The following is a 15,248-nucleotide window of genomic DNA, read 5'->3' as shown; positions in this document are numbered from 1 at the left end:
GAAAGTGGCGGTTAGCGGTTTTGGAATCTCACCTTTAAGCCTTCGAGCATAAAAATAACAAGTGCCCAGCCTAAAGGCCCAGTTCCGGCAATATGAGTATTTCCTCTCTTTTGGTAGGAAAATATTGCAATAGCTTTTAGCTATTGCATCTATAATTATAAACGATTTTACCTATTCATGGTTTTTGTTCATAATAGTCTCATCAAAACAGGGTTAAGCAAACACAAACTTTGCTAACTTGTTTGAAATTTCTTCAAACTATGTAATATTAATAAACGCAAACTATGTAATATTAATAAACGAATATAAAAAAAGGAGTTACACATGTTAGATAATATCGAAGGTCAAAAAATACCGAATGTTACTTTCCCAACTCGTCAAGGCGATCAATGGGTAAATGTTTCTACTGACGAATTATTCGCTGGTAAAACAGTCGTTGTATTTGCTTTACCAGGTGCGTTTACGCCAACCTGTTCTTCAATGCATCTGCCGCGCTACAACGAATTAGCTGGCGTATTTAAAGAAAATGGCGTTGATGAAATTATATGTTCAAGCGTTAATGATACTTTTGTAATGAATTCTTGGATTGCTGATCAGGAAGCTGAAAATATTACTGTTGTACCAGATGGTAACGGTACATTTGCTGAAGGTATGGGTATGCTGGTAGATAAAAGCGACCTAGGTTTTGGTAAACGCAGCTGGCGTTACAGTATGCTTGTAAAAGATGGCGTGATTGAAAAAATGTTTATCGAACCTAATCAGCCTGGCGACCCATTTGAAGTTTCTGATGCGGATACTATGCTTAATTACATCAATCCTAAAGCAAAAGCACCTGCTGCGGTAACCTTATTTACTAAACCAGGTTGTCCTTTCTGTGCAACAGCAAAAGCTGCACTAAAAGATAACAATATCGCTTTTGAAGAGATCGTTTTAGGTAAAGATGCAACCAGTGTCAGCCTTCGAGCGGTAAGCGGAGAATCAACTTTCCCGCAGCTATTCGTTGATGGTAAACACATTGGTGATAGCGAAGCGGTAATCGCTTACGTTAAAGGTTAATACCTCTTTAAAGAGCCGCATTTAAGCTCATATAAAAAGCGCACTTTCAACAGGAAGCTGCGCTTTTTTTTTACCAAAATTTCACCAGATTGTGTAATCAATTTAAGCTAGGAGTTTTATGAAAAAGTTAAAAGTAGAAGTTGCAGTTATTGGTGGTGGTACAGCGGGACTTGCTGCATACCGGTCTGCTAAAGAAAAAACCGATTCAGTCATATTAATCGAAGGCGCACAATTTGGTACCACCTGTGCGCGTGTTGGTTGTATGCCCAGTAAATTGTTAATTGCCGCGGCAGAAGCGGCGCATAGTGCTTCGCATACCGAACCCTTTGGTGTTTTTATTGATGGAAAAATACGAGTTGACGGCAAAAAAGTAATGCAGCGGATCCGTGATGAGCGGGATCGTTTTGTGAGTTTTGTTGTTGAAGCGGTTGATAGCCTGCCCGCGCCGGATAAAGTAATAGGTAACGCTAAATTTATCAGCACAACGGAGCTGCAAATTGGCGATCATACCATTGTAACAGCCGATAGAATGGTTATAGCAACGGGCTCCCGTCCAAGTTATCCTGGCGTTTGGAATGAACTTGGCGACAAGTTAATTATTAATGATGATCTGTTTAATTGGACTGATTTACCAAAATCAATCGCTGTTTTTGGTCCTGGTGTGATTGGTTTGGAGCTGGGTCAATCATTACATCGTCTCGGTGTTGAAGTTCTAATGTTTGGCATGGGCGGCCAGGTAGGCCCGTTTACCGATCCACAGGTAATGGCTTATGCCCAAAAAACATTTTCTGATGAATTCTATTTAGATGCTGATGCCAATGTTAAAAATATGGTGCGCAAAGGTGAAAATGTTGAAATCACCTACTTAGATAAACAGGGTATCGAGCAGGTCACTGAAGTTGAATATGTTTTAGCAGCAACGGGGCGCCGTGCCAATGTAGATAACCTGGGGCTTGAAAATATTGAGATTGAAAAAGATGGACGTGGTGTGCCGATTGCCGATCGCTTTACTATGCAGACATCGGTACCCTCTATTTTTATTGCAGGGGACGCCAGCAACCAACTCCCGCTGCTTCATGAAGCGGCAGATCAAGGTAAAATAGCAGGCAGTAACGCCGCTGTTTATCCCAATATTCGCGTGGGATTACGCCGCTCATCGATTGCTGCGGTATTTACCGAACCTCAGCTGGCAATGGTGGGCTTAACCCATCAACAAGTCACTGAGAAATACACCGGCTGCGACTGTTTTGAAACGGGAAGTGTTTCTTTTGAAAGTCAGGGGCGTAGCCGTGTGATCCTTAAAAACCAAGGTTTATTAAATATTTATGGTGCGCATGGTACCGGGCGTTTTTTAGGTGCAGAAATGATTGGCCCGCAGGCTGAACATCTGGCACATCTGTTAGCCTGGGCGCATCAGAACAGAATGACTATTTCCCAGATGCTGGATATGCCTTTTTATCATCCGGTAATCGAAGAGGGGGTGCGTACCGCACTACGCGATTTGAATGCTAAACTGAGACTTGGCTCGGAAATGCTTAATGAATGTATGGAATGCGGACCCGGCTGTTAATTAGTTAAGCTTCAGTCACATTGTTTGCTTAAATATTGGTGCTTCAACTGTTTTTTTCAACCTGTTAAATACTTTCAAAAATTTTAATAGGTTGTTATTAATAGGGTTATTATCGCGAACAACAAATCTAAAAAGTAAAATGACTAAAGTTAACATCATAAAAAATAAAAATAAGGAAAAATAATAGTCTAGTGTTATTGGTTACCTAAACCACAAAAAAGGATTTTTATGAAATACAAACTAACCTACCGTTTATTAGCTATTTTTGCACTGCTTTTTCTGCCTTTTAGTCAGCAAGTTTGGGCTGCGGAGAAAGTTGAGCAAAGCATACAAATGACATCCCAAGTTGTTGAAAAAATAAATATCAACCAAGCAACGAGCCAGCAACTTACGATCGTCAAAGGTATCGGTGAAAAAAAAGCACAGGCCATTATCGACTACAGAACAATGAACGGTGATTTTGCTGATCTAAACGAGTTAGTGAAAGTAAGAGGGATTGGCGACGCGACACTGAAAAAAATCCAACCTTTTTTTACGCTTTAATAATCAATAAAAAAATCAATAAAAAAAATGGAGCCTTTTATTTAGGCTCCATTTTTTATCCTATCCCATAAACCTCTGCTAATATCACGGAACTGAGCCTTCAGGCTCGGCGCTTATTATTTAGCCTGCCTAAAGGCGCGATTCTGCTGTTGATCTATTATAGATAATCCAGAAACTATAAATAACCCAAAAACAAGCCAGCAAAAATAACGAATCCAACATAATTATTGTCTAGAAAAGCTTTAAAACAAGCAGTTTTTTCGCGGTTTTTTATCTGCAGTTGTTGCCTTAAAAATAAACCGCCAACTACCAGCAGGGCAATAAAGTAGATCCAATTTAAATCTTCCAACCAGCCTAATAGGCTTAATAAAATCAGGCTAGTCAGTTGTAATAAAGCAATAATTATCTTGTCATTGCTGGCAAATAAAATAGCAGTGGATTTCACGCCTATTTTAAGATCATCTTCCCTGTCCACCATGGCATAAAGGGTATCGTAAGCGATAGTCCAAATAATATTAACCGCAAAGATAATCCAAACCACAGCAGGTAATGCGTTCGCCTGTGCCGCAAATGCCATGGGGATAGACCAACTAAAAGCGAGACCTAATACAAGTTGCGGTAACTGCGTAAAACGCTTCATAAAAGGGTAGGCAAAGGCCAGTAGTAAACCCGCAAAGGACAACTGAATGGTTAAACTGTTTTGGGTCAGCACCAATAAGAAAGAAACGATGGCAAGTATGAAAAAAAGAATAATCGCTTCTGTGCTGGTGGCGCGACCGGAGGGTAATGGGCGGTGTTTGGTACGCTCGACAAAACCATCAATGTTACGATCTGCAAAATCATTAATCACACACCCTGCGCTGCGCATTAAAAAAACACCAGCTGAAAATACGATTAACACACCCAGATCAGGAAATCCCTGAGCGGCTATCCACAATGCCCAGAGGGTTGGCCAGAGTAATAAAAGGGTGCCAATGGGTTTGTTAATACGCATTAATTCTACGTAGGCCTGGCGTTTTTCTTTGCAAAAAAAATTCATGGTAAATAGATGCCTGAAGCAGGTAAAAAGACTTCACTGACCAATAACGGTTTGTTATTAACATAAAAAAGAGAACGTCTTCCCCACAGGGGGAAATCAACCTCTTGATTAAGATCAATGCACAGTTGATGCACAGCAGAATACACCGGGAACTGTGCAACTTCAATTTTATCGCGTCTCATGCTCGGATCTTGAAATAAAAATGTGCCTAATGAATCTGTGCCAATTTCCGCCAGTTTTGCCTGCTGATCAGTTAAGGTACTAAACGGGATTTCAGTTTGAGCAAATACCACCGGTTTATTATCACAAACTAAAAGTACTTCACGCACTAAGACCTTATTTTCTTCAGAAAAATAGGGAGAAAGTAAATCTTTACTGTGGCTTAAAGTCACTTGCTGCCTGACCTTTACCTTAAAGTCTGCTGATAAAGCTTGTAGCTTACGCGTTAAAGAGTTCTGATCTAAAAGCCAATCAAGCAGATTTTCTGAGCAGGTTGTGGGTGTTATATCGGCTGACCAAAGAGTTGAAGATGCCAGAGGAGTGATAGTAATATCCATTAACGATTAAAGCCTTTCTATAACAAGATAGTTAGTGATATAGGATTATAACCATAAGTGGTGGCAAAGGTCACTGTTGTTTCTGAATGCCAACATATATGACACTGATAACCTTACCCTGCGTTATTGCTCTGCAGTTGCTTATACCGAAAGATGCACCACCGAGGACACCGAGGACACCGAGAGCACCGAGTTAAGAAGGAAACCCCAAAAAACTTAGTAACCACTATTTTAGTCATTCCTCTGTGTAGCGCGTAGCGCCTCTGCGACCTCTGTGGTAGCCCCGTAGGTTAAACATGTAACCTTAGTTTACTGGTCAGAACCGCCATTAATAAACCCGCTAATAACCCCACCAGATGCGCATAGTTAGCAATATTTACCGGTAACAGATCCACAAAACCTAAAACCAGCCAGGCGAGTAAAAAGACAAAATAAGCATCGGGCAACATTACTTGACTGCTTTTATTGAGCTTGCCAAATAACCAGCAATAACCCACTAACCCATAAACAACACCGCTTAATCCGCCAAAATAAGGGCTGACTAAAAAATATTGCGCCAGATTAGCAGCGATTCCTGAAAACAGGAAAAGCACCAGCAAGTGCATTTTACCCTGCTGTTTTTCAACAAGACCGGCTAATTGCCACCACCACAGTAAATTAAAAATAATGTGCAGTGCGCTGAAATGTAATAACGCTGGGGTAATAAAACGCCAACTCTGTAAATAATCAAAGGGTTGCTGACTAAAAAAAGACAATACAGAAGGGATTGGTTGAAACACCCCAGATGCTATCAGCAGGTAAATAACTAAACAGACAGCAAAAATACTATGAGTCACTAACCCCGCATGATGGATAAAATTGCTGACTAAATTCGAGTCAGCAAAAGCGAAATAGTTATTTTCACTGCTTACCTCACCGGTTTGCCAGCTTGCCGACATATATTTAGGATCATTGGGATGCTGTAAAAACAGATCCAGCTCAATTTCAGCCTGCGTCTGCTGCTCTTTTTGTTCAATCAATAATTGATAGCTAAAGTCGTCATGATGAAGGTTGTTTTTAATACCAATAGCACTTAAATAATCAGAAAATGCTTGTGCAGCACGTTCGTTTTGAAATTGATGCAGTAAAAACATAGGTTAGCTTTCCACTTTTTTTAGAGCTGAATTTTTGAATGAAATATTATTATCCTGATTTAAAATCTTAAGCAATAACATCGAACGTTCTAACCCATCTTCGATATTAAAAATAGCCGTTAAGCCTTTAAAGGGGCCGCTTAAAATTTCTATTTTGTCTCCATTTTGATAGACGTCTTCACTATTAACTGCGAGTTTATTATTAACGTGGCATAACTGCTCAATTTTTTTGATCTGCTGATCTGGAATGGTTGCAATGCTAAGACCAAATTTTACAAAATTATTAATACCACGGGTCGAGCGAATAGCGCTAAATTTTTCATCATTTTTAGAAATATTAACAAACAGATAACTGGGAAATAGAGGCTCCTCTACAACCTTTTTTTTACTGCGTAAAATTTTTTCTTTGCATATTTTAGGAAAAAAAGAATAAACGCCCTGATTTTCTAAATTCCTTTGCGCACGTAACTCTTCCCGGCTTTTACAATATACAACAAACCATTGTAGGCTCATGACAGTTCCTTTTTTTGGCTAAATTAAGCAGGCAGTCCCCGAGTTTTTTAACCTATTGTAATCCATCTGTTACCTTAGCACCATTAACAAGGTTTTTAATCCGTAATATTCTTTCAACGACTGTCCCCGTTCTTTTATGTCAAAAGATCGCATTTTTAACTCATTCATTTATAATACGCCGCGCTCGTCAACCACTATTTTCAAATATAAAGCTGTTTTTCGCTTTATATTTGTGCCTTGTAAATAGATGCATTAACCCAAAATAGATAGATTTGAGTGTTTTTTCGCAATAAGTAACTTGCCTTTGGGAGCGTTGAACCTGTGGGCGGTAGCGTGCTTGAAATGACTGTTCTTAGTCACTTTAAGGATTTAATTCGCGTTTAGAAGATGCATTAATGTTAACTTATTTGTGGTTTATTTATAACTAAAATCAGTTTTGAGGTTAGCCGTACATAAGAATTAAACTCACCATTATTTAAAAGAAGATAAAATGAAAATTTTAGTGACAGGAGGAGCTGGTTTTATTGGCTCAGCGGTTATCCGCAATATCATTAGCAACACAAAAGATAGTGTTATCAATGTTGATAAATTGACCTATGCAGGAAACTTAGAATCCCTATCTGAAATCGAAGCGAGTGAACGTTATTCATTTGAACAAGTCGATATTTGTAATCGTACCGAGTTAGATGGTGTATTTAAAAAACATCAACCCGATGCTGTGATGCATTTAGCTGCTGAATCCCACGTTGATCGCTCAATTGATGGCCCCGCTGCGTTTATCGAGACGAATATAGTAGGTACTTACACCCTGCTCGAAGCGTCTCGTCAATATTGGAACCAGCTAAAAGCATCTCGTAAAGAAGCATTTCGTTTTCATCATATTTCAACGGATGAAGTTTATGGTGATCTGGAAGGCACTGATGATCTTTTTACTGAAACGACATCTTATGAGCCATCAAGCCCTTATTCAGCTTCAAAAGCATCCAGTGACCATTTAGTTCGAGCGTGGCAGCGTACTTACGGGCTGCCAACGTTAATAACGAACTGTTCAAATAATTATGGTCCTTTCCATTTCCCAGAAAAATTGATACCGCTGATAATTTTAAACGCATTAGATGGAAAACCCCTGCCAGTTTATGGCAATGGCATGCAAATTCGTGATTGGCTGTATGTTGAAGATCATGCTAGTGCACTTTATACCGTTGTAACTAAAGGTGAAATTGGTGAGACTTACAATATTGGCGGGCATAATGAAAAAGCAAATATTGAAGTAGTAACAACCATCTGTTCGTTGCTTGAAGAACTAGTTGCAAATAAGCCTGCAAATGTGACTAAATACGAAGATCTTATTACTTATGTAACAGATCGCCCAGGGCATGATGTGCGCTACGCAATTGACGCGTCAAAAATTGAACGTGAGCTTGGCTGGGCGCCTGCAGAAACATTTGAATCTGGGCTTCGTAAAACAGTCGAGTGGTACCTAAATAATAAAAAATGGTGGAGCCGTGTTCTTGATGGTTCATATAATTTTGAGCGTCTAGGCACAGCAAGTACAAGTGAGGAGAATAAATGAAAGGCATTATCTTAGCTGGTGGCTCGGGAACGCGTTTATACCCGATTACTCGTGGTGTTTCAAAGCAACTATTACCAGTATATGACAAACCAATGGTTTATTATCCAATATCGACATTAATGTTAGCTGGAATCAAAGATATTTTGATTATTACTACTCCAGAAGATATTGACAGTTTTAAACGATTATTGGGTGATGGTAACGATATTGGTGTTAATTTTGAATATGCGATTCAGCCAAGTCCAGATGGGTTAGCTCAAGCGTTTATTATCGGTGAAAAATTCATTGATGGGGATTCTTGTTGCCTGGTTTTGGGAGACAATATTTTCTATGGACAATCCTTTAGTCAGACTTTAAAAAATTCAGCTAGTCGAACAAAAGGAGCAACAGTCTTTGGTTATCAGGTAAAAGACCCTGAACGTTTTGGTGTCATTGATTTTGATAAGAATATGAGAGCGCTTTCGATTGAAGAAAAGCCAGCTAAGCCAAAATCTAACTATGCGGTCACTGGGTTATATTTTTATGACAATCGCGTTGTTGATTTTGCTAAAAAAGTAAAGCCTTCTCACCGAGGTGAACTAGAAATTACTAGCATTAATCAAATGTATCTTGATGATAATTCTTTGAATGTTGAATTGCTAGGACGCGGTTTTGCCTGGCTTGATACTGGTACTCATGAAAGCTTGCATGAAGCTTCATCTTTTGTGCAGACTATTGAAAATGTTCAAGGATTAAAGGTTGCTTGCCTTGAAGAGATATCGTGGCGTAATAATTGGTTAAGTGATGAACAGGTTCTTGCACTTGCTAATCCTATGATGAAAAACGAATATGGGCAATACCTAAAACGTTTAATTGAAGAATCAAAAGCGAAGGCATAAAGATATGCGCGTATTAATAACCGGAAGTAAAGGACAGGTTGGTCATTGCCTAACGGAACAGTTAAGAAATTATACTGATGCACAGTTTTTAGCGTTAGATTCAAAAGGCTTAGACATCACTGATCAATCTGCTGTCCAAGCAGTAGTGAATGAGTTTAAACCAACCATCATCATTAATGCTGCCGCATACACCGCAGTTGACCGAGCCGAAGATGAGTCTGATCTTGCTTACGCTATTAATCGTGATGGTGCAAAGTATTTAGCAGAAGCTGCACAAAGTGTAAATGCAGTGATTTTACATATCTCAACGGATTATGTATTTTCCGGCGATAAAGAGGGTATGTATACCGAGGCCGATCTAACCTCACCACAGGGAATATACGGTGAAAGTAAATTAGCCGGTGAGAAAGCCGTTATTGAGGCGTGTTCCCGGCATATTATTCTGCGAACTGCATGGGTATTTGGTGAGCATGGTAATAACTTTGTCAAAATCATGCTGCGTCTAGCCAAAACCCACGATACCTTAGGCATTGTGGGGGATCAATTTGGTGGTCCAACTTATGCAGGTGATATCGCATCGGCATTGGTTACTGTTGCAAAAACGCTCAGTAATGGTGATAACGATAAATATGGTATTTATCATTATTCTGGTTTCCCTCATGTCAGCTGGAGCCAGTTTGCTCAAGCTATTTTTGATGAGGCTGTTCAACAAACGGTACTAAAACAGTCACCTGTTGTTAACTCAATTACAACGGCAGATTACCCAACTCCCGCTAAGCGGCCAGCTAATTCAAAATTATCTACAACATTAATCAAAGACAAATTTGGGGTTAATGCAAGTGATTGGAAGGCTGCGCTACAGAATATTAAAGCGTATACAAATATATAACAGATTGAGTTTATTATGAAAATTATTGAAACAAAAATTCCTGATGTGAAAATCATTGAACCAGCCGTGTTTGGTGATGAACGAGGTTTCTTTATGGAAACATGGAATCAAAAATTATTTGAAAAAGAGGTCACAGGTAAACCAACTTTATTCGTGCAGGACAATCATTCTAAATCGAAGAAAGGGATCTTAAGAGGCTTGCATTACCAAACTGAAAACACGCAAGGTAAACTAGTTCGTGTGATTTCTGGTGAAGTTTTTGATGTGGCTGTGGATATCCGTAAGAGTTCAGCAACATTTGGCCAATGGGTTGGTGTCACTCTTTCTGAAGAAAATAAGCGTCAATTATGGGTGCCAGAAGGTTTTGCCCATGGTTTCTTGGTAACTAGTGATGAAGCTGAGTTTGTGTATAAGTGTACGGATTATTATAACCCAACCAGTGAAGTTTCAATCCTGTGGAATGATCCTGATATTGGTATTGAGTGGCCGATTAAAGAGGAAGTGCCTTTATTATCTGAAAAAGATAAAAATGCAAAATTATTAAAAATGATTAGCAGGATGCAATATGTATAAAGTTGATAAAAATTTAATATCATCAATATCAATACTGTATAAAAATAAACGTTTGATTATATCTTTAACTAGGCGTGATATCTTGCAAAGATATCAAGGTTCTCTGTTGGGTGTATTTTGGTCCATATTAACACCAATAGTAATGCTTGCGATTTATACTTTTATTTTTAGTGTTGTCTTTAAGGCTAAGTGGGGTATTGGAGGTGATAAATATCAATTCTCAATGTTGCTATTTTCTGGGTTGATATTGTTTAATTTCTTTTCTGATATATTATCGAGATCGCCTGAATTGTTGGTTTCGCACTCTAATTACGTCACAAAAGTTATTTTTCCTGTTGAAATATTACCATGGGTAATAACGTTATCAGCGTTATTTAACTTTATATTATCATTTATAATCTGGTTTATATTTTATACATTGTTGATTGGTTTACCTGCATTATCTGTGATTTTTACGCCTGCCATCGTTATACCATTCTGTTTTTTATGTTGTGGTTTGTCATATATTATATCTGCTACGGGGGTTTATTTAAAAGATACAAACCAACTCGTGGCATTGCTTGTTACTGCAATGATGTTTCTGACTCCAATTTTTTATCCTATATCGGCATTACCAGAAAAATATCAAGTTTATATGTACTTAAATCCAATAACAAATGTCATTGAAATGTTTAGAGATATTGCCATTTATAATAACTCTATAACTTTAAATGGTTACGCAATCTATTTTTTTTCTTCAGCATTTATTTATTTATTGGGTTTTTTGTGGTTTCAAAAATTGAGAAAAGGTTTTAGCGATGTATTGTAATGAAACAATATTATCAGTGGATAATGTGAGTAAATGTTTTGAGATGTACAAGAAACCTTCTCATCGGTTATTACAAATGTTCTTAAGGCGTAAAAAACTCTATAAAGAATTCTGGGCATTAAAAAATATATCATTTAGCGTTTCTCGTGGAGAGTCTTTAGGTATTATTGGCCGCAATGGTGCTGGTAAATCTACTTTATTACAAATAATTTGTGATACGTTGACACCCACTACTGGTGAAATAAAAGTCAACGGAAGGGTTGCCGCTTTACTTGAGCTTGGGGCAGGATTTAATCCTGAATTTACTGGTAAGGATAATGTATATCTATGTGCATCTTTATATGGGATGTCAAATGATGAAATTGATGAACAATATGAAAATATTATTCAATTTGCAGATATAGGTGAATTTATAAATCAAGTAGTAAAAACATACTCAAGTGGTATGTATGTTCGTTTAGCCTTTGCTGTTATCGCCCATGTCAATGCAGATATGCTTATTATTGATGAAGCTTTAGCTGTTGGTGATGCTTTATTTACTCAAAAATGTATGCGGTTTTTACGAGAGTTTAAAAAAACTGGAGTACTATTATTCGTTAGTCATGATACCTCGGCAGTTACAAATTTATGCGATAAAGCTGTTTGGTTGAAAAATGGTCAGTTGGAAAGCTTTGGTTCTGCAAAAGATGTCTCAGAGCAATATATGGCTTTTCTATATCAATCAAAAATATCGTCTAAAGATAAAGAACCTAAAAAAGTACTGAAACAAAATAAAGCATTTAAAGATTTCCGTCTTGACTTTATTAATTCAACAAATATTAGAAATGATATAAAAGTAATACAATTTGATGAATTAAATGTGAAATCTTTTGGCCATGATGGAGCTAATTTTACAGATGTATATATAACCGATACGGATAATAATCCGTTAAGTTGGTTTGTTGGAGGGGAAGATGTACGATTGAAATTAGTTGTGGATGTTTTATCTGAGCTAAAAAATCCCATAATTGGTTTTACAGTTAAAGATAAGCTTGGTCAGCCTATATTTGGTGATAACACATATATATCTACATTAAATCATAATTTTTTGTGCGATGCGAATAATGTATTAAATGTTGAATTTAGTTTTCTAATGCCAATCTTGATGAATGGTGATTATTCATTATCTGTTGCCATCGCGGATGGTGACCAAGAAAGTCATGTTCAGCATCAATGGATAAATGATGCGTTGGTATTCAGATCCATGTCCACGTCTGCTAGCACTGGTTTAGTAGGTATTCCGATGAAAGACATCAAATTTACAGTAAAATAGGCGGGTATTGTGTCTCATATAGAACAGCAAGAGTTTTGTCAATCAGTTAGATTAAAGTTTTCTTCATTTTTTGAGTATAAATTTGTGCTTGATATTGGGTGTCTCGATATTAATGGCAATAATAATGCTTTTTTTAGTGGTTGTAATTATTTAGGTCTTGATGTGGCACAAGGTCGGAATGTTGATATTATAACTCCAGGGCATGAGCTTGGTATGCCAGATGCAACATTTGACACAATTGTTTCGACAGAATGTTTTGAACATGATCAGTTTTATGAGAAAACCATAAAAAACATTTATCGAATGTTGAAACCTGGTGGCTTATTTTTATTCACTTGTGCAACGACAGGGCGACCTGAACATGGAACTAAAAGAACCACACCAGATGATGCTCCATTACTACAAAGTTTTGAGGGTTGGAGCGATTATTATAAAAATTTAGAGGAAGATGATATCAAAGCTATTTTTGATGATTTTGATTCTTTATTTAATGAATATTGTTTTTCTACTAATGACAAAACCAAAGATTTATATTTTTGGGGCTTTAAATCTGGTGAATATGAACCAAGAAGTGACTATTCCTTTATAATTAATCCTGAAAATAATGCCAAAAACATATTAGAGATTAAAAATAGTCAGGAAGAAACATTAGAAATTCTAAAAAAACAAACTGAAGAAAAAGTACAATATGAGAATAAAATTAATTCATTAGAGAGTAAACATGTAATCGAATTAGAGCAATTAAATTCAACACTTCATGATTCTCAAATTGAATTAGAACAATTAAATTCAAAGCTTCACGATTCTCAAATTGAATTGTTAACGATAAAAAAAAGTATCACTTATCGATTAACATCACCCATTCGAAATTTTAAGCATTTGTTGTTACGTGCTTATCATTCAAATAAAGTTAACCGTGTCATTCGATTATCGCAATTGTTTTATCAAAATCCTAAGATTGCACTTAAAGCAATTCAATTTGTGAAAAAATTTGGTATCAAGCAAACCGCTAAAAGATTGATTAGCGCTTCTAGTCTATTTATTCATGCTCCTGTTAGGCATATTAATATTCGTGACTATGAAAAAATATACATACTAACAACACCTCATTGCACATCGTTGGCAAAAAGAATTGAATCAAGTTTAGCTAAAATTTCATTTGAGAGTGAAGTTATTTTTGAAAAACCAAAATCTGGTTATCAAGATACGTTATATTTTGTTATTTGCCCTCAGATGTTTACTGAACTCCCAGAATTATATATTAGTTATCAGTTAGAGCAGTCAGTAAGTTCTCGTTGGTTTACTCCTGAGTATTTTTCTATTTTAGAGAATTCTTACGCGATTTTCGATTATGCTGAAAATAACATTAATTTTTTGCAGGAAAACGGGCTTCACTATCAACAAATGTTTTATATGCCTGTTGGATATCATAAAGATTTAAAAAGTCGTATTGATGAGGACTATCAATACGATGTTATTTTTTATGGTGATATAAATAACGCTCGTAGGAAAAAATATATAGAGGAGTTGTCTAGGAATTTCAATGTAAAAGTAATTAGAGATCTCTTTGGGGAAGAATTATATTCTGAAATAGCAAAAGCTAAAGTAGTTGTTAATATTCACTATTACGAGAATGCATTACTTGAAACAACACGAATTTATGAATCTTTAAGTTTAAATAAATTAGTTATTTCAGAAACAAGCTCTGATATTGAACAACATCAAGATATCAAGCAATGCGTAGATTTTGTTGATATTGATGACATAGAAGCCATGATAGCTCGTATTTCTTACTGGATTGGCGATACAGAGAATATTAAAGATAAAGTAACTGAAAATATCTCCTATCTACAAAGCATAAGTGATATGTTCGAATTCTATTTTATGCGTTTCATGTTGTCTAAAGATTGTATTACATTTGATGAGTTTTACGAATTGGCGAGTAAAAATATTCATTTTGATACGAATTTTGTCTGTTTAGGTTTGCCTGAGTCCACAGGACGTAAAGTTGGTTTTGATTGTGACAATAAGTACGGTATTCAATATGTTCCGGGACTTCGTCATGATCTTGGCTGGATTGGGTGTGGGTTAAGTTATAAATTTATTATTCGTAAAGCTAAAGAGCAAAATTTTGAAACAATCACAATATGTGAAGATGATGTTGAATTTAAAACAGATTTTGAATCTCGTTATCAAAATATAAAGAACTATTTGGATGGATTGGAAAATAATTCATGGGATTTGTTTTCAGGTCTTATTGCTGACTTCAATTCGAATACTAAAGTAGATAAAATTCAAGAATATAAAGAGGAAGAATTTATTTATATTGATAAGATGACTAGTACCGTCTTGAATGTTTATTCAAATGCTTTTTTTGATAAACTACTTGGCTGGAATGATACAAATCATGATGCAGAGACTAATACTATTGATCGATATATAGAAAATAATGGTTGCAAAGTCATTACTACACCTGAGTATTTAGTTGGACATAAAGAAGAGATGCATTCAACATTATGGGGATTCAATAATTCCACTTATAGTGAAATGATAAAACAGAGTAGTGAAAAATTAAATCAGAAAAAAGATTTATTTCTTCAAGCAAAATAGTAATTGCATGATGTGATTTTAACCAACCCATATTAAATATTCCTATATGTGCTGTTTTCAATTTAGGAAGATATGTACGGAGAATTTTTTATTTTGTTAGGTTACAAGTATCAGCATCTTTGTAGGACATTAGTAATTGCTATAATAGCTACTAGTTAGTGACAGTTAATTTGAAAATTGATTTTCTATATTTG

General features: G+C 36.4%; 14 protein-coding genes. 10 read left to right on the top strand and 4 right to left on the bottom strand.

Features of this window, described 5'->3' with window-relative positions:
• Window positions 1-324: 324 nt before the first annotated feature.
• The 3 genes from PING_RS17945 to PING_RS17935 all read left to right on the top strand — a co-directional run bounded on the left by PING_RS17945 (window position 325) and on the right by PING_RS17935 (window position 3,169).
• Entirely contained in the window at window positions 325-1,056 is a 732-nt protein-coding gene (locus tag PING_RS17945) for a glutathione peroxidase (protein WP_011771707.1), read from the top strand.
• A gap of 118 nt (window positions 1,057-1,174) precedes the next feature.
• Window positions 1,175-2,626 (top strand): dihydrolipoyl dehydrogenase, encoded by a 1,452-nt coding sequence (locus tag PING_RS17940; protein ID WP_011771706.1) that lies wholly within the window; start codon window positions 1,175-1,177, stop codon window positions 2,624-2,626.
• 228 nt (window positions 2,627-2,854) lie between these two features.
• Window positions 2,855-3,169 (top strand): ComEA family DNA-binding protein, encoded by a 315-nt coding sequence (locus PING_RS17935; protein WP_011771705.1) that lies wholly within the window; start codon window positions 2,855-2,857, stop codon window positions 3,167-3,169.
• A 175-nt stretch (window positions 3,170-3,344) separates the two neighbouring features.
• Here the strand turns inward: PING_RS17935 and ubiA are convergent, their stop codons facing one another.
• The 4 genes from ubiA to rfaH form a co-directional block, all read right to left on the bottom strand.
• Window positions 3,345-4,208: a 4-hydroxybenzoate octaprenyltransferase gene (ubiA, locus tag PING_RS17930; protein ID WP_011771704.1), complete on the bottom strand. Its 864-nt coding sequence runs from the start codon at window positions 4,206-4,208 to the stop codon at window positions 3,345-3,347.
• Entirely contained in the window at window positions 4,205-4,765 is a 561-nt protein-coding gene (locus tag PING_RS17925; RefSeq protein WP_011771703.1) for a chorismate--pyruvate lyase family protein, read from the bottom strand. Before PING_RS17925 ends, ubiA begins: the two co-directional genes overlap by 4 nt.
• Window positions 4,766-5,055: 290 nt before the next feature.
• Complete coding sequence (gene glpG / locus PING_RS17920) at window positions 5,056-5,898, bottom strand: rhomboid family intramembrane serine protease GlpG (RefSeq protein ID WP_011771702.1); 843 nt, start codon at window positions 5,896-5,898, stop codon at window positions 5,056-5,058.
• A gap of 3 nt (window positions 5,899-5,901) precedes the next feature.
• Complete coding sequence (gene rfaH / locus PING_RS17915) at window positions 5,902-6,411, bottom strand: transcription/translation regulatory transformer protein RfaH (protein WP_011771701.1); 510 nt, start codon at window positions 6,409-6,411, stop codon at window positions 5,902-5,904.
• Window positions 6,412-6,901: 490 nt separating this feature from the next.
• Here rfaH and rfbB point away from each other — a divergent pair, with 490 nt between their 5' ends.
• From rfbB to PING_RS19635, 7 genes are read left to right on the top strand one after another with little or no spacing between them, the layout of a single operon-like run.
• The gene (rfbB, locus tag PING_RS17910) at window positions 6,902-7,984 is read left to right on the top strand and encodes a dTDP-glucose 4,6-dehydratase (protein WP_011771700.1); all 1,083 of its coding nucleotides are present in this window, start codon (window positions 6,902-6,904) and stop codon (window positions 7,982-7,984) included.
• The gene (gene rfbA, locus PING_RS17905; RefSeq protein ID WP_011771699.1) at window positions 7,981-8,862 is read left to right on the top strand and encodes a glucose-1-phosphate thymidylyltransferase RfbA; all 882 of its coding nucleotides are present in this window, start codon (window positions 7,981-7,983) and stop codon (window positions 8,860-8,862) included. Before rfbB ends, rfbA begins: the two co-directional genes overlap by 4 nt.
• A gap of 4 nt (window positions 8,863-8,866) precedes the next feature.
• A complete protein-coding gene (gene rfbD, locus PING_RS17900) occupies window positions 8,867-9,751 on the top strand; it encodes a dTDP-4-dehydrorhamnose reductase (protein WP_011771698.1) in 885 nt (294 codons plus the stop codon).
• Between the two features lie 15 nt (window positions 9,752-9,766).
• Window positions 9,767-10,324 (top strand): dTDP-4-dehydrorhamnose 3,5-epimerase, encoded by a 558-nt coding sequence (gene rfbC, locus PING_RS17895; protein ID WP_011771697.1) that lies wholly within the window; start codon window positions 9,767-9,769, stop codon window positions 10,322-10,324.
• Window positions 10,317-11,132: an ABC transporter permease gene (locus PING_RS17890; protein WP_011771696.1), complete on the top strand. Its 816-nt coding sequence runs from the start codon at window positions 10,317-10,319 to the stop codon at window positions 11,130-11,132. The genes rfbC and PING_RS17890 overlap by 8 nt, the downstream gene beginning before the upstream one ends.
• Complete coding sequence (locus tag PING_RS17885; protein WP_011771695.1) at window positions 11,122-12,444, top strand: ABC transporter ATP-binding protein; 1,323 nt, start codon at window positions 11,122-11,124, stop codon at window positions 12,442-12,444. Before PING_RS17890 ends, PING_RS17885 begins: the two co-directional genes overlap by 11 nt.
• Window positions 12,445-12,453: 9 nt before the next feature.
• Window positions 12,454-15,054, top strand: a complete 2,601-nt coding sequence (locus PING_RS19635) for a methyltransferase domain-containing protein (RefSeq protein WP_011771694.1) — start codon at window positions 12,454-12,456, stop codon at window positions 15,052-15,054.
• Window positions 15,055-15,248 lie beyond the last annotated feature (194 nt).

Source organism: Psychromonas ingrahamii 37 (assembly GCF_000015285.1).
In the GTDB taxonomy this organism is placed as follows: domain Bacteria; phylum Pseudomonadota; class Gammaproteobacteria; order Enterobacterales; family Psychromonadaceae; genus Psychromonas; species Psychromonas ingrahamii.
Note: the sequence above shows the minus strand (reverse complement) of the source record. Positions and strands in the feature narration are given on the sequence as shown.

Coding starts and splice junctions, on each gene's coding strand:
- PING_RS17940 (WP_011771706.1), top strand. CDS start 1,175: ATGAAAAAGTTAAAAGTAGAAGTTGCAGTTATTGGTGGTGGTACAGCG.
- rfbD (WP_011771698.1), top strand. CDS start 8,867: ATGCGCGTATTAATAACCGGAAGTAAAGGACAGGTTGGTCATTGCCTA.
- rfbC (WP_011771697.1), top strand. CDS start 9,767: ATGAAAATTATTGAAACAAAAATTCCTGATGTGAAAATCATTGAACCA.
- PING_RS17945 (WP_011771707.1), top strand. CDS start 325: ATGTTAGATAATATCGAAGGTCAAAAAATACCGAATGTTACTTTCCCA.
- PING_RS17885 (WP_011771695.1), top strand. CDS start 11,122: ATGTATTGTAATGAAACAATATTATCAGTGGATAATGTGAGTAAATGT.
- rfbB (WP_011771700.1), top strand. CDS start 6,902: ATGAAAATTTTAGTGACAGGAGGAGCTGGTTTTATTGGCTCAGCGGTT.
- glpG (WP_011771702.1), bottom strand. CDS start 5,898: ATGTTTTTACTGCATCAATTTCAAAACGAACGTGCTGCACAAGCATTT.
- rfaH (WP_011771701.1), bottom strand. CDS start 6,411: ATGAGCCTACAATGGTTTGTTGTATATTGTAAAAGCCGGGAAGAGTTA.
- PING_RS17890 (WP_011771696.1), top strand. CDS start 10,317: ATGTATAAAGTTGATAAAAATTTAATATCATCAATATCAATACTGTAT.
- PING_RS17935 (WP_011771705.1), top strand. CDS start 2,855: ATGAAATACAAACTAACCTACCGTTTATTAGCTATTTTTGCACTGCTT.
- ubiA (WP_011771704.1), bottom strand. CDS start 4,208: ATGAATTTTTTTTGCAAAGAAAAACGCCAGGCCTACGTAGAATTAATG.
- PING_RS17925 (WP_011771703.1), bottom strand. CDS start 4,765: ATGGATATTACTATCACTCCTCTGGCATCTTCAACTCTTTGGTCAGCC.
- rfbA (WP_011771699.1), top strand. CDS start 7,981: ATGAAAGGCATTATCTTAGCTGGTGGCTCGGGAACGCGTTTATACCCG.